Source organism: Pseudoalteromonas sp. 2CM37A, assembly GCF_023161885.1.
Classification (GTDB): domain Bacteria; phylum Pseudomonadota; class Gammaproteobacteria; order Enterobacterales; family Alteromonadaceae; genus Pseudoalteromonas; species Pseudoalteromonas atlantica.
The window spans coordinates 19,397-39,550 of record NZ_JALNTJ010000002.1 but is presented as its reverse complement, the minus strand read 5'-3'; the positions used below and the strand labels follow the sequence as shown (position 1 = coordinate 39,550).

Genomic DNA, 20,154 nt, shown 5'->3' with positions numbered 1-20,154 from the left:
TAGTCACAAGAAGGCTTAATTTGTACCAAGTGGCTATCGAGTTTTGGCAAATCACGTTTTATTATTTTATTTCAGTAAGTTAATGCCTTTATTTGGCATTCACTTAAACTAAAAATATGTTTACTTTAAAAGAGCATCACCTATATGGCGCAGCAAGGCAGCAACAACGCACCACAAAAGAGCAAGGTATACACGCACGATATTGACGAGCAAGCCCATAACCTCACTCAATGGCAGCAAAAGTACGACCAAGTAAGCGATGGCCGCTTTTATGGCTGTATAGAAGGCGTAAATTACAACGATATTCATGCTTTTAAAGAGTACACCGAGCGTGCGCTGCGCCAGCAATGCAACATAGCGCCTAACTCTATTTGGCTTGGCATACCGAGTCAGTCGCAACAAAGCAAAATTAATGGTCTTGATGTAGCGAGCAATCAATTTATGTGCCGTACCAGCAGCAGCGACTTTGAGCTAATTACCCCTGAACAATTTGATATTTACGGTTTGGTTATTGATTGGCATTCCATTGAGTACATGGCGCAGTTACAAGGCGTAACAATTAAAAACCTATCATCTGCACAATCTGCTCGTTTAACAGTAAGTGACTCATCGCTGCAAACAGCAAGGCAAATTATTAATAGTATGGTTGCCTGTAAGGGCTTTGGGCTTAAACCAGAGTCTCAGCAAGATATGCTTAGTATGTTAGCACTACACTTATTGCAAGCCGATAACCCGCAGCAAAACATAGCCCCAAGCTACAAACACCGTAAAGCGGTGGTCGATAAAGTAAAAGAGTACGTGGCAGCCAACCCACAAAAAACAATAACCATAACCGAACTTTGCGAGCTTACTTTTGTTAGTAGGCGCACGTTGCAGTACAGTTTCGAAAGCATTTTAGGTATTAACCCGCTTAGGTTTTTACGTTTAACCCGACTTAACAATGTAAGGCGCGAGCTTAAAGTGGTTGGTCTAACTAAACCTATATCTATCATAGCGGCCAATTGGGGGTTTTGGCACGCAGGGCAATTTACTAAAGATTACACGCAGTTATTTGGCGAAAACCCATCTCAAACCATCGCCAATAATTTAAAAGAAGGTTCCTTAGATTGTTAGATGCGCCATAGCTCGTAAATAAAACCAATGCATTCACAAAGAGGTTTAGAGGCGCTTCGCTTTTAGAGAAGTAATTAGCACTTTGCGCAAGCAAGCTTCGCGCCTACAACTTTCACTTCTCATTTACTCCTCATTCCCTTCTCTTTGTGCATTTTTGTATTAAAGATCAATTAATCACAAAGAGGCTTAGAGGCGCTTCGCTTTTAGAGAAGTAACTAACATCTTGCGCGAGCAAGCTTCGCGCCTACCAACAAAATTAACACCGAAGTAAATTACCTTGTAGACGCGCAGCTTGCTGGCGTTTAAAAGCAACGCTTTAACCGAGGTATAAAGCGATTGTTTCACCACAGAGAAGCGAAGGAGAATACCTGGAAAAGTGACTAATCGTTACGGGTGTTTTCTCTATGTAGCGCGAAGCGCCTCGGTGTACTCGGTGGTGATATACAGATAACTTATACCAATTTACTTTGGCTGCTCATTGACTTCTCTATCCCTTCTCTTTGTGCATTTTTGTATTAAAGCTCAATTAATCACAAAGAGGTTTAGAGGCGCTTCGCTTTTAGAGAAGTAACGAGCATCTTGCGTAAGCAAGCTTCGCGCCTACAACTTTCACTTCTCATTTACTTCTCTATCCCTTCTCTTTGTGTATTTTTGTATTAAAGATCAATAAATCATTAAGAGGTTCAGAGCCGCGTCGCTTTTAGAGAAGCAACTTACATCTTGCGCGAGCAAGCTTCGCGCCTACAACTTTCACTTCACGTTGCGGTTTTATCCTTTTAAATGTAAAAATAAGTTTCGTTAACCCTACTTTAACCCTCTATAGTTTAAGCTAGCTGCATTAATGTAGATTATTCAATTGTACACGCAACTAAGCGCCACTTTTTAAGTTAGGAATAACCACAATGAAACTTACAAAAGATACAACAAGTACGTTAAGCAACACCACCATAAGCCTGCATTGGATTGTAGCTATTTTAATTATTGGGTTATTAGGCTCAGGCCTATATATGGAAAACTTTAAAGCGTTTTTTCTAATGAGTTGGCACAAGTCATTTGGCGTAATGCTGCTTGCTTTTGCGTTATTAAGAGTAACATGGCGCATTGTAAATGGCTGGCCAAAGCACGATGTTAAACACCCAAATTATGAGCAAGTGTTAGCTAAAATTGTGCATTACGTTCTTATAATAAGCATGTTACTTATGCCTATTTCGGGGCTGATTATGTCGGGCTTTGGTGGGCATGGCGTAGAGATGTTCGGGCTAGAGCTTATTCCGCACAACCCCAACCCAGAAAACCCACAAAAAAGCCTCGCTTTTAACCAAGGCTTAGCAGAGATAGGAAAAACCGTTCACGGTATTACAGCAAATGCGCTTCTTATCGCGTTAGGTTTACATATTGTGGGCGCTTTAAAGCACCATATTATTGATAAAGACAACACCCTTACGCGTATGCTTGGCAAAAAGTAGGTAGTTAAAAGTCTTATTTGATCGGTGCTATTTAAGCCGCGATTAAATAAGACTCTCGTCCTACGTGTTTGTTATTGCGCTTAAACGAGCCTTTCCCTTTTTTAGCTTTAACCACTTGAGGTTTAAACACTTTAGAGGTTACTAGCGCCGCCAGCGCATTATGATTAATAACACCTCGGCCGGTGTCTACCGCACTATTATTTGCGGCTTTGGTTTTCGATTTTTTAGTCATTTTATTTCCTAACTATTTATAACAATAAGAACCTTAAGAAGTGGCGATTGTATGCCTAATTTTCAACCTTGCAAGTGTTTTAACGCTCTTTTTCATAATAACTAAACATAAAAAAGCGCAGTAAATAACTGCGCTGAGTAACCTGAACGCTGGATAATAAAATATGTTGGTATATCTCTTAACCAGAATTCAGGTTAAATAGGTTTAGCTCAATTAATTAAAATTCAAAGCTTACTTTTGCATAATAAGTACGCCCGTCAAAGCCGTAAGGCAATGCACGTACAGGGTATTTAAACGCGCCGTTGGTAATAAAGTTAAGCACTTCGTCATCACCTAGCTCATCTGGGGTTTCATCAAAAATATTATCAGCCCCTACCGATACGTTAAATATTTCGTTAATTTGGTAGCTAACGTTTAAATCCACTAGTACTGCTGATTCAACTGTACTAGTTGGTTTAAACGACCCCGTAGGCGAAAGCTCACCTGGTAAAGGGATGTGGTCATTACCAAAGTATTTAACGTCTGTTTCGCCAAAGTAATTAAAGCGAAGCGTTGTTTCATACGCATCACGCTCATAGTCAAACGTTAAAGTTGCGCGCTCACCTGGCTGGCCGTCGGTAAAAAAGCTACGTTGTAAATCATCAAACGCCACCGACTCAGGAATACCTTCTTCTGCGTTCACGTTATCAATTTTAGTGTCGTTTAAGTTACCCGCAAAGGTTACTCCAAAATTACCGCCCTCTACATCAGTACGGTAAGAGGCAATAATATCAACACCTTGTGTAGTTGAATCTACAGAGTTTGAAAAGTAGTTAGCTTGCACTGCGCCGGTTGCTTGAAGCGCGGCTACGGCTTCATCGCTAAAGGCAACATCCTCTGCAGACAGTAAACTACCAAGCGTAATACGGTCTTTAATTTCTACGCGGTAAAAATCAACCGTTAACGAAAGCTCACTTGTTACATCGTAAACAAAACCAGCACTGTAGTTAGTTGAGGTTTCAAGCTCTAGGCTATCTACACCTAACGCACTTGGAAAAGCAATCCCCGTATTTGCAGTGAACGACTGCGTAAGTGTGCCATCTGAGCCCAGGTTAGTTGTAAATGCGGTATAACCACTTTGCTGAAGCGATGGCGCTCTAAAACCAGTAGAAACCGCACCACGTACTGCAAAGTCATCGTTAAATTCATAACGTGTTGCTAATTTACCAATTAAGTCATCGCCCGCATCTGAAAAGTCTTCATAGCGCAGCGCACCACTTACGTTCCATGCATCAGTAACCATGGTTTCTACATCTACATAAAACGCGTAGTTGTGGCGATCGCTCTTGTTTGTTGCCTCTGGGCGCAAACCGTTATAAGCCTGAAAACCACATTCAGCAAATTGTTCAGGATCGTTTACTGAAGGGTACGAAGCATCGGTATTTGCTAAACCACATGCGTAAGAGGCTTCATCGCCAGGGACTATTTCGTAGTTTTCTTTACGGTATTCTGCACCAATAGTTACATATAAAGGCTCATTGCGGCCAATATCAACGATGCCGTTAAAATCAGCATTAACTGTTGTTTGATCAAATCTAAAACCACCAGAGTAACCGCCGCTTGGGCCTGCATTTGCTGCTATATCGGCATCGCTTGCATCTGGGTTATTAAATACGTACTCCGCCGCATAAGAGGCATTTATAGTATTACGTGAGGTAAAGTCGTATTTGTTTTCGCCATACACTGCCGATACATCGTATCCCCAATCTGGGTTTATATCGCCTCTAAAACCAACCGCTACTGAAATATCTTCAGCTTCGTTATAAATGCGGGGTAAAAAGCCATCACTGTATACTTGCGTTACATTTTTAGATGCTTCGTTAAAGTTACGGTAAAAACCATTACCCAGTGCGGTACGCTCAGAGTAGCCACCAAATGAGTACAATTCGCTGTCGCCCATTGGCAAAGCCATGTTGTAAAACAATGAGGTAAATTCACTTTCTGAGTTACCTTGGCCCCAACGTACATCTTCACTTAGCGTGCCTGGCTCAACATTTAACGACCCACCGGTATCGCGCTCTGCACGGTTAGTGCCATCGGCATCACGATACTCAAGCGATAAATTAATAAAGCCGCCTTCGTTACCTAAGTCAAAACCACGGTTTAAACCTGCAGAAAGCGTATCGCCGTCGCCTTCACTGGTGCCGCCGTACTGTACGTAACCCGTTGTTACGCCAGTTGAATTATTAAGCGATAAATTAATTACGCCAGCTATCGCGTCAGAGCCATACTTAGCTGCTGCGCCATCGCGTAGTACTTCTACACCTTTAAGCGCAGTTAGCGGAATGGCGTTCATGTCGGTGCCGGCAGCGCCTGCACCTACAGTGCCGTTAAGGCCAAAAATAGATTGATTATGGCGGCGCTTACCGTTAACCAACACTAACGTTTGATCTGGCTGTAAGCCGCGCAGCGTTGCTGGTCTAAATAAATCTGAGCCATCAGATACTTGCGTACGAGAAAAGTTAAACGACGGGGCAGTAGCTTGGAGACTCTGCCCTAGTTCTGTAAAGCCGCCTTTGTTTAAATCATCAGCATCTATTAAATCAATAGGTGACGAAGACTCAGTAGAGGTGCGGTTAGAAACGCGCGATCCTAATACAGAAATTTGTTCGATATTTTGTGCAGCCTCAACAGGTGCTTCTTGAGCGCTTACAATGCTTGGTGCGCTTACGGCAAACGCAACAGCGGCAGCTAATGTATTTAAACGGTATGTTGACATGGTGACGACCCTGTTTAGTGTGTTCTTTAATATTTGTTATTGCGATGTAACGCATCGCACTGGGGAACATCCTAGCAACATATGCAAATAAAAAGAAATGAAAAAAACTAAATAATAGGTCTAACTATGCAAAAAAATGTAAATACTAAAAAATAACACTTAAACTTGTTTAAAACACATACAATTAAGGATTTTAATTTCAACCTTAAATTAAATTAACACTTTATTTACAATGGGTTTATCACGCTTTCTTGTGCTTTTACGGGTAACCAACAACAAATGGTAGTACCTGTTCCTAAAGTACTGCTAACTTCTATTTTTCCGCCGTGATCTTGCAAAATAAAGTTAACAACGGTCATTCCTATTCCTAATGAGTGGGCTGTTTTATGTGTAGTAAAAAAAGGCTTAAACAGGTGCGCTTGGGTATTTTCATCCATTCCACAACCGTTATCTTTCACTTTTATACATACCCCCTCATTTTGCTGCGTTACGCTTAGTTCAATAATGGTGCCTTTTTCTAATTCATGTTCGCACGCTTGTTGAGCATTTAATAACAGCTCAACAAAAATTTGGTGAATAGACGACAGCTCCCCCCAAATAAGCGGCACTTGCTCAAAATTGGTTTTTATTTCGCAGTATTTAAGCTGCCCTTGCAACACGCCTAAAGCAGAGCCTGCAACCTCGCTTACATCTAAATATTGCTTGTTATGGGTACTTGTAAATTGGCTAAGGTTTAATAAATTATGCACGGTTTGCTTTATGCGCTTTAAACCATCTAGGCTTTCGCTCAACTGCGAGTAAATTTCGTGTCCATTCCATGCCAGTTCGTATTGTTTTTTTAGATCAACCAACACGTTTTTAAATTGCCCTGCATTTAATTGGCCGGTTAAAAACTGCTCGTTATAGTGAAGAGATTTTGATAAAAGAGGGCTAACATATTGCAAGCTTTCTATATTACTAATTACATACGAAAGCGGGTTATTTATTTCATGCGCAATACTGCAAGACAAAACACCCACACTTGCCATTTTGTCGGCCTGAACAAACATTTGCTGATACAAAGACAGCTCAGCAACGTTTTTGGTTAGTTCGCCATTTAACACAACTAACAATTGGCTTTTATCGGCAAGCAGTTGCTCTGCGGCTATACGCTTTTGCTGCTCATCTAAAAAAGCTTGTTTGTAGTCGTCGGTTAAAGTGCTCATCCTATTCGCTCCATAAATACGCATCCATGTATAACGTTTAGTTTGCCATACGTAATTATGCAAACTAGGGGCAATTTTTAGGCTATGCTTATTATTTTAAAAGGTAGCACTATGACCAAACCAGCAGACGCTGCACATTCAATCACTGCCGTAGATGTACTTTGTGTTGATGACGACGAAATTGTTCTGCGCTCACTAACCTCCTTATTAAAAAATAATAACTTTAGTTTTATGACCTGCAAAAGCCCAGTGCAAGCGCTTGAGCTTTTAAACAGCCACGAATTTAGCTTAATTATTAGCGACATGAAAATGCCCACCATGAATGGTGCGCAATTTTTAGAGCAAGCCCGTAACAAAGCCCCCGAAACACAACGTATTTTATTAACCGGCTACGCTGAAATAGAAACCACCCTAGCCGCTGTAAACCTAGCGCAAATTAACGGCTACATTCAAAAACCATGGCAAAACGATATGCTTTTGCGCAGCATAAACGACAGCATCGAAAAATTTCAGCTAAAAAAACAAAACAAGCAACTCGAGCAGCAAGTAAAACAGCAAAACAAAGAACTTCTCGAATTAAATAACTCATTAGAGCAACGAGTAGAAAAGCGTACAAAGCAAATTAAGCAGGTACTTAAACAGCTAGAAGATGCCAACGAGCGCGAAAAACACGAACACAAAGCCACCGTAGAGCTACTTTATAATTTTATAAACGCCAACCCATACTTAGATGGCAACAAAGCGCAAAAAATTGCCGACACCTGCACCCAAATAGCACTGTACTTAAACCTCTCGCAAAAAAGTATAGATTTAGCCCCCATGGCGGGTTACTTAGCGCAAATAGGTTTGCTTGCTATGGACCCAGAGCTCTATAAAAAGCCAGTGAGCCGGCTAAGCGAGCAACAGCGCAAAGCCTTTTATACACACCCAAGCACAGCACAATTAATGCTGATGCCTGCAATACATTTACATGATGTATCTGATGCAATTTATCATCAATATGAGCGCTTTAACGGTAACGGTTTACCAAAAGGATTAGCAGCAAACGACATTCCTATTGGCGCTATGGTGCTTAGTGTTGCTCGCGATTATTGGAACGCATTTGAACAAAGCCAAAGCCCCACAGACAAAGAGCGCCACAGCGATGCACTCGAAAGCGTAAAAATGTACAGTGGCACTTTTTACCACCCTAAAATTGTGCGCGCACTAGAGGCAAGCCATAGCAAATTAAATGAGCAACTTAATAATGCGGGCTCTATCATTATATGCAGCGCTCAAGAGCTAAAAGCCAATATGATTTTAGGCCATACGTTACACAGCCACAGCGGTATTATGTTGTTACCTAAAGGCCATGTGTTTGGTAAAAAATCCATCGAAAAACTACAGCAACTAGAAGCCAAAAAACCGACCCCGTTTAGAATAATGGTAAAAAGCGCTAAATGAGTGATCTAAACTGTGGCTTTTTTCGTTACAATTACCGTAAATAAGCTAAACTAATTCAAACAGGTACCTGTTAATCTGGGTATAAATTTTAAACTGTTTAATACCAATCCGCTTAATTAAGTAATTTATTTTGAGGGTGGAAAAGCGTGTTGATAGCTAGGCAAAAAATTCGCTATTTAGTTGTTCTAAATGAGAATTGCTTAACGCTGATAGCGACACGTTTAGCCCCGCAAAATGATTAAGTATTATTGCGAATAGGTATCACATTGCTTTAAGGAGCACAGCGTGTCGCGATTTTCTGCAGTCACTGACAATCCCCACGACGGACGTTTTAATCAAAAAACGGGCATTTTACTTACCAACTTAGGCAGTCCAGACGCGCCCACCCCTGCGGCACTGCGTACCTACTTACGTGAATTTTTATCCGATCCGCGCATTGTAGAAATTCCACGTTTAGTGTGGATGATAATACTACACGGTATAATTTTGCGTATTCGCCCTAAGCGCTCAGCAAAACTATACGAAAGCATTTGGACCGAAAACGGTTCGCCGCTAACACATATTACCCGCCTGCAACGCGACAAACTAAACGCGCTACTCCAAGAGCAAGGTTACACCAATACCGAAGTTGTTATGGCCATGCGTTACGGCAACCCTTCAATAGAGGCGGGCCTTGAAGAGCTGCGCGATAAAGGCCTAACGCGCATAATTGTACTACCGCTTTACCCGCAATATTCAAGCCCTACCACCGGCTCAACATTTGATGCCGTATCAAGAGTATTGCAAAAATGGCGCTGGGTGCCAGAGCTACACTTTGTAAATGGTTATCACAAAAACACCGCTTACATTGATTCATTAGCTAGCAGCATTAGTGAAGATTTAGAAAAAAACGGCATGCCACAAAAATTAGTTTTTTCATACCACGGTATGCCAAAGCTATTTTTAGATAGAGGCGACCCTTACCACTGCCTATGTTTGCAAACCACGCGTTTAGTGGTTGAAAAACTAGGCCTTGATAAAGATAAAGTAATTAGCACTTTTCAAAGCCGTTTTGGTAAAGCCGAATGGTTAAAGCCATACACCGACGCCACGCTTGCATCGTTACCTGATGAAAACATTACCGACGTAGCAATTTTAAGCCCTGCTTTTAGCGCCGATTGCTTAGAAACACTCGAAGAGCTTGAAGAAGAAAACCGCGAAATTTTTGAAAATGCAGGCGGCGAAAAGTACCGTTACATAGCCGCTTTAAACGACAGAGACGATCACATTAACGCTTTATATGATGTGCTAAAACCAATGCTTTAAACACATCTTTATTGCCTTAAAGTAAAAAAGCGGTGTTAAATTTCAACACCGCTTTTTTAATTGTAAGATAAGCATTTATTAAATGTCATAGCCACTATTTACGCGAGCAAGCTTCGCACCTACTGACAAAATTAACACCGAGGTAAATTCCCCTTTAGACGCGCAGCTTGCTGGCGTTTTAAAAGCAACGCTTTTACCTGTTTTAACCTATTCATAGGCACTTTTATTTAACTTTTACGGGTGATCATCAACGTACAAACGCCGGCAATTATTCCCCAAAACGCAGAGCCTACCGAGAGCATGGTTAAATCAGATGCGGTTACCAAAAACGTAACTATTGCAGCCTCTGTGTATTGGGCTGAGCTTAAAGCTTGCTGCAAGCTATTAGCAATGGTGCCAAACAACGCAATACCCGCTAAGGCTAAAATTAATGCCTGCGGTAAACTTGCCACTAAACCAACAAGCGTTGCCGCGCAAAGTGCCATAACAATATAAAATACGCCTGCTGCAATACTTGCCCAATAGCGTTTATCGGGGCTTTTATCGGCCTCATCGCTCATACAAATAGCAGCGGTAATAGCGGCTAAATTAATAGAGTACGTACCAAACGGCGCAGTTAAAATATTAATAAAACCAGTTACGTTAAGCGTAGCCGAGATAGGCGCTTTATAATTATGAGCCTTTAGTACAGCAATACCCGGTAAGTTTTGTGAGGTCATGGTCACTATATAAAGCGGTAGGCCAATACTTATACACGCTTGCAAGTTAAACACCGGTGCTATGTATGCAAACTCACTTATTTTCCAATGAATAGCGCCAGTATCAATATGCCCCATTTGCCACGCCAGTAGCACGCCTGCAACTAAAACGCTAAGCATGGCAAAACGCGCAAAAAATCGTTTTCCTAAAAAATACATAAGCACCATTAGACCTATAACCAGTGGTAGCTCATTCATAAAATTAAATACATCTATACCAAAGGTGACCAATACGCCTGCCAGCATGGCACAGGCAAGTTCGCTCGGTATACGGTTCATTATTTTTTCAAACCAACCGGTAACCCCAGACACAAAAACCAATGTAGCGGCAAACATAAATGCACCAATGGCTTCGCCTAAATGGTAGCCCTGCGCGCTGGAAATAAGTAAAGCCGCCCCAGTGGTAGACCATGCAATTAAAACGGGCACTTTATAATAATACGACAACCCAATAGTGGTTATACCCATTACCAGCCCTAGCATTAAAAGCCAGCTTGCGACTAAATCGGGCGTGCCGCCAAGGGTTATAACAACTTGATAAATAAGCGCAATAGAACTTGAAAAACCAATAATAACAGCCACCAACCCTGCGGTTGATCGATTAAGCAGCTGATCGGAAAACGTCATAAAATCCCTCTTAATTTTAGATTTTTAAGCCAACAACATACGTTGCCTATTTACGCTTTGCAATTAGCGTTTACGCTATTAAGCGTGAAAAATATTCATTATTTTAAAATTTTTTTTACCTATAAAGATCACACCTTTCATTGCCAAATTAAAAACAAAAACAATTATTCGCTTACGCTTACACCCCGCTAAAACTCTATAAAAACCCATCCTTTTTAGCTCAACAAACCAAACCCATTATAGGTAAATTGTTTATTTACAATCATTTACAATGCAAATAATTAGCACTTTTATACTACCACTACTAACTTGATCTAATCCTATAGATGATATAAAACGTAACAATTAGTTAACTAAAAACCCCGTAAGAGAAACAAATGAAACGCGCTATTTTAATAATTGTTGCCCTTGGTCTATCTGCATTTGCTATTTATCAGCTGCTATTTAATACCGAAAAACCTCAGCAGGTAACGGCGCCTGTTGCAGTGGATATAGTGCCCGTTGACTCTCAATTTGCAGCAAATAAAAAAGCACCACAGCCCATAGATATGAGTAAAGATCCCGTTAACGTAAAACCTAAAACCATTGAGGCACCAGCGAAAAGCAACCAGTTTGAGGCTATAAACAAGGTATCTGAAAAAGCTAAAGAGGTACTTACCAACGCCAACGTACTACCAAGCGATTTAAACAACGAAGCCTACATAGAGTTCGACCTAAATACGTTACAAACCCTTGAAACTGGCGACTCGTTTGATATTTCAATTCCGCAAACCGTTGAAACCTACAGCGCCGAAATCACATCGTTATCGGAGGCGAGTAATGGCGATAAAAGTATATTTGGCCAAGTTATTGGTGCCAATGGGCAACTGCACACCACGGTTATGACCGTAGGAAACGATGCAATTTATGGGCAATTTACCGCACCTAGCGGCAATTACGTTTTTGAAAGTAAAGGTAAATATGGCTGGATTGCAGCAAAACGCGATTTATACCAAAACCACATAGAGCATCACGTAGATGCGCCCACACCAAAAACAGTTAAAACCATAGATATGTTTGCCCCAAAAAAAACTGAACAACCCAACACGCAGTAACCCAACTAAATCAATCAGCAGTAAAACTTCCAACCACTACATAAGTAAGGAAATATAAAAATGAAAAAACTAATCACTACGGCAGCCATTGCCAGCGCGCTATTTGCAACCAGTGCAGCACAGGCAGTAACGATTGATATTGGTATTTTATATACCGACCAATCGGCCGCAGCTACGAGTAACATAAATACTAAAATAAACCAGCTGATCGCCTTTAGTAACCAGGTTTATAGCCAAAATGGGGTAGACATTACACTGCGTTTAGCCGGCACAGAAAACCTAGGCGATTACGCAATTACACCGTCTGAAGATTGGTTAGATGCAGTAACTAACAGCAGCTACGTAGATGGTTTACGCACTAGCTGGAAAGCCGACATGGTTGCCGTACTTGGTACCGGCCAAAGTGCGGGTAATGGTTTAATCTCGTGTGGTTTAGCTTGGGTTGGCCAAGGCACTAACGGTAATTTATACAGCTCGATGAGCGACCGTATGTACTCTATTACTGCTATTGATTGTGGCGCCACTACGTTTGTACACGAACTTGGTCATAACCAAGGCCTGGCGCACTCACGTAAACAAGGCGATACATCGGGCGGTGTGTATGTTGATGGTATGGGCCACGGCGTACAAAATGAATTTGCCAGCATTATGGCTTACCCGCACGTTTACGGTAGCGCAACGCAGTACGATTACTTCTCTAACCCTAATTGGAGCGTAAATGGCTTAGCCTTTGGTGTAACTAACCAAGCGTATGCTATTCGTACGGTTACCGACACTAAAACAAGCATTGCTAACTTTAAGTAAGTGATTTAAAGCAGGCTGTATTTAGCCCACTTATAATTATTTCCCTTTAGAGCGCATTTGCGCTCTTTTTTATTTAGCTTAAGGTTTGTTGATCTTTCAAGGTTAAGTCACTAAAAGCCTAAAAGTGCGCAGCTAATTAATGCACTACTATTTTTTGTTTAATAGCAGGCATTAACGTTTTACCGTCACCATCTACTTTACTTAAAAGCTTAAGCCCCATTACTTTGGCAAGTACCGGGTAAATATCAAGATTATTTACCTTTTCAAGGCTTAGCCCTTGCTTAAAAGCAGGCCCTACTGCAATTAACGTAGCCGCCATATCATCGGTATAGGCATAGCCATGAGTACCTAAATACATTGCTTTGCCTTCATTAGTAAATACCGCAGGCGCATTAGTTTGCACAACAATATCGCCCACACGAGTGCCTTTATTGTAGTGATATGCCGCTAATTGCTCGTCGTTTAATACCGTATAACGCCCGTTTGCTACTTGTTGCAAACGTTGTTTGTAAGTTGCAATTTGCTCGCTTGTTACAGCAGGCTTTGCATAAATAAGTAAACGCGGGCCGGTATTTTTAACTATAAAATTATCGTTTTTAGGCAATGTAGAAACATCAATACTTTGCTCTGGGTTTACATGCGCCATACCGTGATCGGATACAATAACAAGGTTAATCTCTTGCTCTAGCTTGCTTAAACGGGTTTGTAATTGGCCCATTAGTTCATCTAATTGTTTTACCGCATCGCGAGTTTGCGGTGCGTCTGGCCCAAACTCGTGGCCCATGCTATCAACAAGCGAAAAATAACTTGCCACAAAACGTGGGCGCTGCGCTTTAGGTAAGCTTAGCCACTGTATTATTTGATCAACACGGCCTTGGTACTCACTGTATTTAGAATAATGAAAGTAATAGTCGGGCGTCATACCGTTAAAGCGCGCATCCGACTCTGGCCAAAAATAAGTAGCCGACTTTAGCCCCTGCATTTTTGCTAAATTCCAAAGTGGAATGCCGTTTACCCACGTGCTATCGCGCATGCCTTTACCCATGCTGTAGCACTCGTTTTTACGGGCTTTATCACAAAAGTTATTATCTACAATGCCATGATTTACCGGCAGCAACCCTGTAATAATAGAAATATGATTAGGAAACGTTTTTGTTGGGTAAACAGGCATTAGTTTTTGCGCGCGTACACCTTTAGCAGCCATTGCTTTTAAATTAGGCGCGCCGTGTTTTTCTATATAATCCCAACGCATGCCATCTATTGATATAAGTACAACGGTTTGCTCTTTTGCCGCATATGTCGCTTGGCTGGTTAACACTAAAAGAGCCAACATCATGGCCTTTAAAAATACATACTTCATTACAAATACTCGCCTACATTAAAATGCGTTAAATACTGAAAAATATAGCTTTATAATACAATTGCCAGGCCTTAAATGATACAAGCACCTGTACCTAACTCGTCTAGATGTATATATTAACAAGTAAGTATTTAAAACGAATGACAACGCGCATTTACTTTGCCAGTCGTCACCACTAAGCAAGGACTCCGATGACTATCGACTTTAGTAAAAAAATAACCCCAGCGCGCATGTATCGCACGACTGCCAATTTACAAATGGCGATGGAAAGCGATCGCGGTCGTATAATTAACAGTGCTGCTATTCGTAGGTTGCAGCAAAAAACCCAGGTTTTTCCGCTAGAGCGAAACGCTGCGGTGCGCTCGCGCTTAACTCACTCACTAGAAGTACAGCAAGTTGGCCGTTTTATAGTACAGCGTATTTTTGCAAATTTAAGCTTTGAGCAACAAACCGAGTTTGGCTTAAAAGGGCTAGAGCGCCCACTAGAAAGCCTAGTAGAAATGGCCTGCCTAATGCACGATATAGGCAACCCACCTTTTGGACATTTTGGCGAAGCTGCCATAAACCACTGGTTTAATAATAATTTAGCAAGTGTTACACCAGCGCGCTGCCAAGAGCAAAATACCGGTATAGGTGTTATTTTTAAGCACCTAGCGCACGATATTTGTAATTTTGAAGGCAACGCCCAAGGCATACGCATAATACATTCGCTACTGGGGTTAAATTTAACTTATTGCCAAAGCGCGGGCATTTTAAAGTACACCCGCCCCGCGGGGTTAAACGCAAAAGACATACCGCAAAATAAAAACTACTTAATGAAAAAAGTAGGTTACTACTACAGCGAAAAAACCTTTGTAGAGGCACTGCAAAACGAGCTGGTTATAGAGCCATACTGCCGCCATCCGGCAAGTTACATAATGGAAGCCGCCGACGATATTTCGTATTGCTTAGCCGACATAGAAGACGCCGTAGAAAAAGACATAATAACCACCGAGCTACTTTGTCAGCAGCTAAAAAGTGAATATAAAAAAGCCCTTATAAACCTAACCATTGACGACACCGAACACCTAAATTTTGTAGATAAAGCGGTAGATTACGCACTAGAGCGCGCCAACGCGCAACCTTACAACTTTAATAGCGAATTTTTTATTTACCTGCGCGTGGCCTTGCTTCACCCACTTGTAAACCACGCCGCCAAGCGTTTTATAGAGCACATTGAGCCTATTTACCACGGCGACTTTAACCAAGCACTATTAGAAGATAACAGCCACTTACATGCCGTTACTAAAACCCTTAAACAGGTGGCGCTTAAGCATGTGTTTTCTCACAAAGAGGTAGAAAAACTCGAGCTACAAGGCTATCGCATAATTAACGGTCTGCTCGATTGTTATAAACCACTGCTACAACTTAACAGCGACGATTTTAAACGCGCATTAAGTGGCGACTCACGATTATTAATCGAATCGCGTTTGGTTAAAAAGCTCTCTAAAAAGCACTTAAATAGTTATCAGCACGCCATAGATGCCATGCAAGAAGAGCCCGACCACTTTGCCGCTTACGAGTTTTACTATCGTTGTAGGCTAATTCAAGATTACATAAGTGGCATGACCGACCAATTTGCCTATGACGAGTACCGCAGCCTAATGGTGATTGACTAACGAGGGCGTGCTGTTGGATGGTTTTTACAAACCTAACGCCGCGATTTAACCCCCTTAGATTGAACAAATTTTCAATCCACAAAGGCCAACACGCCTTTAGTGCCTAGATATATTTTAATTTTGCGCTTAAAATCAGACTATTGATACTTAAGCGCCGTGTTTTATGATTATTAGACTCTCTCAACTTATTTTTTGCTTTGCTTTATTTTACAGCAGCCAAAGTGCTGCCTATAACGAAGCCATGTGTATTTTAATTAAGCAAGAAATGCAGCAGTACAGTAATAATAAAGCCAGTGCCAAATACCGCAGCGCCGCACGCGATTTTAAAAGAAACTGTAATAAACCCAAGCAAGTACAAACAAAACCAAAACCTGTAGAGCCGCCAGTAGTTGAACAAGAGCCACAACCACTTGCCCTTACCCCCGAGCAAGAACAACAACTGCTTGAGCAAATAACTGCGGTCGAAAAAGCTATAAAACAAAGCGCAAGCAAAGCAACTACAAGCTCTCAGCCTACAAATCAAATAAGCCAGCAAAGCTCAGAAACTAACGAGCCAGAGACTGCGCCAATTAATACAGTAAAGGATGCGCCAAGCACACCTAAGGGTGAACTTGAGTCTAATAACAGCGAGTTAATACCTACCACTAGCCAAGCGCAGCCGGTGGCCACTGAAACAGCCCCAAAAGCAGCGCCTAAAATAGAGCCTAAAAAAGAGCAGCCAACGGTTAATACAACGCCCAAACCCGCACCTGTACTTATACCTGCGCCAGTTGCAGAGCCACCAAGTTCATTATTGTTACCAAGTTTGCTACTGCTTATTGTGGTATTAATTGGCGCCATGGTGGTTATACGTTTACGCCGCGCTAAACAAAATAAGCCCGAGCCGCCTGTTGCTCCACCGGCTACAGCCCCAACTAAAGCGATGACTAAAAACAACAAAAGCGAAGAGCAAGCAGCACCACCCAAAACGGCTCCAGCCCCAAGTGATGAGCTTTCAAAACCAGTTATACCAACGGTTTCGGCCCCGAGCGAGCCAGAGCCTGCAAGCTCTAATGCACCAAAAAACGAGGCAATTAACGAGCCGCTGCCTGCCGATACGCAAGCCACAGAGGCTGAGCCAGAACAAGCTAAACCAGAAGAAGATGCACCAGCACCTGAACCTAAAAAAGTAGCGCCAGAGCCAAACACCGCAGAGTTTGAAGCTGCCGCAAAAAATACATTAGCGCGTATTCAAAATGCAAAAGGCTTTGCAGAGCCCGAAGTAAGAGAGTTTAACCCAGACGCACCTTCGGTTAAGCGCACGCGTAAGCACAAAGCCGCCGCAGTAGAACAGCCAAAAGCAGAGCCCGTTGAAGAAGTAAAACCACAAGAGTCTACTCTTATAAACGAACCGGCTGCGCCTAGTAACCCTATCAATGAGCCTAATACCAACGCGCATCTGCATACAGCCGATAAAAACAGTGAGCTTGATCAAACCACGTTAAATAGCGAACACGACTTTAAAGAGCCCGAAATTCGTACCTACAATCCAGATGCGCCTTTAAAACCAAGTAAAGAGTCTGCACAAGCTACAGTTTCAGCAAAACCAAATAACGAACCCACGTTAGATGCGCCAATATCAACAACTCACCAACCACAACCAGCCCAAGAAAAGCCAGCGCAACCAGAGCCTAAAAGTACGCCCAAGCAAAGTAATTCTAGCAACCCATTTGCAAACCTTTCGCTAGATGAAAGCTGGGACCCAAATTCAGATAAAAAGCCCGTGATTGAGGAAAAAAAGAAAGCGCCTAAATCACAAGCCTTAATAGAGGCAGAAGAACGCGCTAAAAACATGCAAACAAAAGAATAGCCGAGCAAATAAGCTTGATTTTATTGCTCTAAACAAATAATTTTTAACGCAGCAAGTGCGCTATTTAAAGATAAAATTGCTATTACTCAATTACCAGCACAAAAAAGCGGCCACAAGGCCGCTTTGTCGTTAAAAAATATAGAGTTGTATTAATGCGCTAAATTAAGCGAGCTATTTTAAGTATGGATTTAAAACTGAGAAAACGTTTTATTGCTACAAAAAATGCCTTGTTTAGTTGTTATAACTAACTAGTTGTACATTGCTGTACTTTTAGCATTTTTGTATTTGTAACTCAGCTAGCGCCAAGTTTAACGGCTCAAAATAATTAACTATTATTACACTTAGTATTATTCGGGGGGCATGTTTTTAATATTTAAATCGTATTGTAAAATACCATCGTTATTAACCGCCACACCCGCTAATTGCACAGAGTGATTGGCAAACTCTTCAGACGCCGATAAATGCGCTAACACGCCAGCTATATCCTCGTGTTTAGGTTGCCCGTCGGTTGCCACAATACCTGCATTACAGTCGTTTTGCTTACACTCAAAGCTGTATAAAAATAGCGACTTTTCAGCAAAGCTGCTTTGCACTTTATCTAAAAACACTTGCTCTGACTGCGCTAAATCAAGCGTACTTTCAATTTGAGCAGCGCTTTCTAGCTCAGAGTATTCACCCACCTCTTGAGGAGTAATCACTATTTTCTCGGTAAGTGCAGTGCCTTCTTTATTAGTTACATCGTGGCTACTTTGCATTGCTTGTATATCTACCACTAGAGGTTGAGCAGGCTGCACAGCCGTGGTGTTAGTTATTGAGTTGGGTAGATTATTTTGAGCCAAGGCGGTCAAATCGTTTTTAAACACGTACAAAGTTGCAGCAGTGATAGCGCATGCAATGAGTAATTTGTTCATAATACTTCCCTCCTTCAACCAATTTACGCAATACAATTAAGTGAAATGCTTTTTAAGTGTAGCCAATGTTAATATTATGTTTTGTTTGGGTGTGTACTGTCAATCTTTAATACTAGACAGTGCAAATTAAAAGAACAATTTTATCAATGTTAATATTTAATGAACCACTGGTAAGCTCAGCGCGCCACATTATAATGCTAGCAATAGCTACACGCTCATTTTGCAACTAGGCAGCACGTTATTTATTTGTAACAAGCTGTAAAAAAAACTCTTTTTATGACCACACCTCAACCAAAAAGTTTGCGTTTATTGTTACTAAAACTTAAATAAAATTACCCAAAGTAAATAACCGCATAATCAAAACCACACACAGCAGTTTTAATTTGCTAAAAGATGCAAAGATTACATAAAGAAAGGCACTAACATGTAGGCGCGATTTTATATCGCGCTTGTAGACGTGAGCTTGCTCGCGCTCTGTATTTTTAGTTCCCTATGTCGCGTTGGTGATGGCGTTGGCGTTGGTGATGGCGTTGGCGTTGGCGTTGGCGTTGGCGTTGGCAACCAAGGGGCGCAAACGCATCAGAGCGCGCAAGGTAACTTTTACCATAATTAAACTCACCTCGGCCAGTTTGTGGATTTAACTTAAAAAAACCACAAATTATGGGGCTGTCTTCTAAACCATCAATAAACACATAAGCTTCAGAAGTCATCGTTAATCACCTGAGTTTTATTGCTTTTACGCTGTCTTGCATTATAACCGCCCACATCTGCGGCTAGCTCGTTAATTTCATCCAGCAATGAGCCTTGCAATTGAAGAACAACAAGGGCTTCAAACAATATATCGCTTTTTACTACCTCTCCTTGTTCAAGCTTTTGTACCGTGGAGCGAGATACACCAATCATCTTAGCGAACGTGCTCTGGGTATAAAGTAAAGTACGATGCTGACGAATTAAATCACCCAATCGACGCGCCAACTTTAATGCTTGTTCCGATCTCATAAATGACTACCTAATCGGTCATTAATAAACTAATGATTAGTTTAGCGGTATTTATTATGATTGCAATATTATTTAAATAGAGACGTAATGAGTTTTGGGTAGCGGCGTTCAAGTTTACCGTAGGGGCGAAGCTTGCTCGCGCTCTGTGTTTTTAGTTCCTTATATCGCGTTGGCGATAGCAACCAAGGGGCGCATAGCGCCGAACGCCCCTTGGAACCCGACGGCGCCCCGCAACTTCACTTATCTTTAAACAAACAATTAATATGAACGTAAACGTGATGAAAGCACAACTTTCACATCCATGTACGCTCTCCAGTTTGGGGGGAGCACGGGGATATTGTTTTAGTCCTGGCCTTTAAACTTTACCATAGGCGTTAAACCTGCTGACGCTTAAAGCGCAGCTTTAAATAGCTGAAACCCACTCCCCGCAACTCGGTGCTCGTCACCTTTACTTATACTTGCCGCTTTGGCGACCGCAACCAAAGAACAGATAAGTTTTCAAAGTTGACTCTGTTGCAAGTAATCTCTCCTTGAAAGCAACAAGTAAACTATCCTATCTAAATAAAAATAAT

Annotated in this window: 15 protein-coding genes and 1 pseudogene; 8 read left to right on the top strand and 8 right to left on the bottom strand. The window is 41.6% G+C overall.

The annotated features are described in order from the left end of the window. Window positions 1–144: 144 nt before the first annotated feature. Window positions 145–1,113, top strand: coding sequence for a helix-turn-helix domain-containing protein (locus MTF68_RS03915; RefSeq protein ID WP_055255626.1), 969 nt, complete (start codon window positions 145–147; stop codon window positions 1,111–1,113). Between the two features lie 902 nt (window positions 1,114–2,015). Further along, window positions 2,016–2,579: a cytochrome b gene (locus MTF68_RS03910; protein WP_054982087.1), complete on the top strand. Its 564-nt coding sequence runs from the start codon at window positions 2,016–2,018 to the stop codon at window positions 2,577–2,579. Between the two features lie 31 nt (window positions 2,580–2,610). On the opposite strand, the gene arfA is transcribed toward MTF68_RS03910, so the two are convergent. The 3 genes from arfA to MTF68_RS03895 all read right to left on the bottom strand — a co-directional run bounded on the left by arfA (window position 2,611) and on the right by MTF68_RS03895 (window position 6,774). Beyond that, window positions 2,611–2,811 carry an alternative ribosome rescue factor ArfA gene (arfA, locus tag MTF68_RS03905; protein ID WP_248461720.1) on the bottom strand — a complete coding sequence of 67 codons (201 nt, stop codon included), beginning with the start codon at window positions 2,809–2,811 and terminating at the stop codon, window positions 2,611–2,613. Window positions 2,812–3,028: 217 nt separating this feature from the next. Then, complete coding sequence (locus MTF68_RS03900; RefSeq protein ID WP_248461719.1) at window positions 3,029–5,569, bottom strand: TonB-dependent receptor; 2,541 nt, start codon at window positions 5,567–5,569, stop codon at window positions 3,029–3,031. A 227-nt stretch (window positions 5,570–5,796) separates the two neighbouring features. Beyond that, the gene (locus MTF68_RS03895) at window positions 5,797–6,774 is read right to left on the bottom strand and encodes an ATP-binding protein (protein ID WP_248461718.1); all 978 of its coding nucleotides are present in this window, start codon (window positions 6,772–6,774) and stop codon (window positions 5,797–5,799) included. 111 nt (window positions 6,775–6,885) lie between these two features. Between MTF68_RS03895 and MTF68_RS03890 the strand changes: the two genes are divergently transcribed. Together MTF68_RS03890 and hemH are read left to right on the top strand one after the other, a co-directional pair. Then, window positions 6,886–8,217 (top strand): HD domain-containing phosphohydrolase, encoded by a 1,332-nt coding sequence (locus MTF68_RS03890; protein WP_054982127.1) that lies wholly within the window; start codon window positions 6,886–6,888, stop codon window positions 8,215–8,217. A gap of 285 nt (window positions 8,218–8,502) precedes the next feature. After that, the gene (gene hemH, locus MTF68_RS03885; protein WP_004589664.1) at window positions 8,503–9,522 is read left to right on the top strand and encodes a ferrochelatase; all 1,020 of its coding nucleotides are present in this window, start codon (window positions 8,503–8,505) and stop codon (window positions 9,520–9,522) included. A 227-nt stretch (window positions 9,523–9,749) separates the two neighbouring features. Here hemH and MTF68_RS03880 read toward each other — a convergent pair whose 3' ends face one another. Beyond that, entirely contained in the window at window positions 9,750–10,907 is a 1,158-nt protein-coding gene (locus MTF68_RS03880; protein ID WP_248461717.1) for a benzoate/H(+) symporter BenE family transporter, read from the bottom strand. Between the two features lie 377 nt (window positions 10,908–11,284). On the opposite strand from MTF68_RS03880, the gene MTF68_RS03875 reads away from it, so the two are divergent. Continuing rightward, on the top strand, window positions 11,285–12,001 hold the full coding sequence (locus MTF68_RS03875; protein ID WP_248461716.1) for a hypothetical protein: 717 nt from the start codon (window positions 11,285–11,287) through the stop codon (window positions 11,999–12,001). A 60-nt stretch (window positions 12,002–12,061) separates the two neighbouring features. Further along, window positions 12,062–12,805 carry a zinc-dependent metalloprotease family protein gene (locus MTF68_RS03870; protein ID WP_004589607.1) on the top strand — a complete coding sequence of 248 codons (744 nt, stop codon included), beginning with the start codon at window positions 12,062–12,064 and terminating at the stop codon, window positions 12,803–12,805. A 136-nt stretch (window positions 12,806–12,941) separates the two neighbouring features. Here MTF68_RS03870 and MTF68_RS03865 read toward each other — a convergent pair whose 3' ends face one another. After that, window positions 12,942–14,165 carry an ectonucleotide pyrophosphatase/phosphodiesterase gene (locus MTF68_RS03865; protein ID WP_248461715.1) on the bottom strand — a complete coding sequence of 408 codons (1,224 nt, stop codon included), beginning with the start codon at window positions 14,163–14,165 and terminating at the stop codon, window positions 12,942–12,944. 191 nt (window positions 14,166–14,356) lie between these two features. Between MTF68_RS03865 and dgt the strand changes: the two genes are divergently transcribed. Together dgt and MTF68_RS03855 are read left to right on the top strand one after the other, a co-directional pair. Beyond that, on the top strand, window positions 14,357–15,823 hold the full coding sequence (dgt, locus tag MTF68_RS03860) for a dGTPase (RefSeq protein WP_248461714.1): 1,467 nt from the start codon (window positions 14,357–14,359) through the stop codon (window positions 15,821–15,823). A gap of 163 nt (window positions 15,824–15,986) precedes the next feature. After that, on the top strand, window positions 15,987–17,672 hold the full coding sequence (locus tag MTF68_RS03855; protein ID WP_248461713.1) for a cell surface protein: 1,686 nt from the start codon (window positions 15,987–15,989) through the stop codon (window positions 17,670–17,672). 347 nt (window positions 17,673–18,019) lie between these two features. On the opposite strand, the gene MTF68_RS03850 is transcribed toward MTF68_RS03855, so the two are convergent. The 3 genes and pseudogenes from MTF68_RS03850 to MTF68_RS03840 form a co-directional block, all read right to left on the bottom strand. Continuing rightward, entirely contained in the window at window positions 18,020–18,583 is a 564-nt protein-coding gene (locus tag MTF68_RS03850) for a hypothetical protein (protein ID WP_248461712.1), read from the bottom strand. Window positions 18,584–19,152: 569 nt separating this feature from the next. Then, window positions 19,153–19,293, bottom strand: a pseudogene (locus tag MTF68_RS19750) (type II toxin-antitoxin system HipA family toxin); the annotation flags it as partial. Next, the gene (locus MTF68_RS03840; RefSeq protein WP_004589614.1) at window positions 19,283–19,582 is read right to left on the bottom strand and encodes a helix-turn-helix transcriptional regulator; all 300 of its coding nucleotides are present in this window, start codon (window positions 19,580–19,582) and stop codon (window positions 19,283–19,285) included. The pseudogene MTF68_RS19750 and the gene MTF68_RS03840, both read right to left, overlap by 11 nt. Window positions 19,583–20,154: the final 572 nt, after the last annotated feature.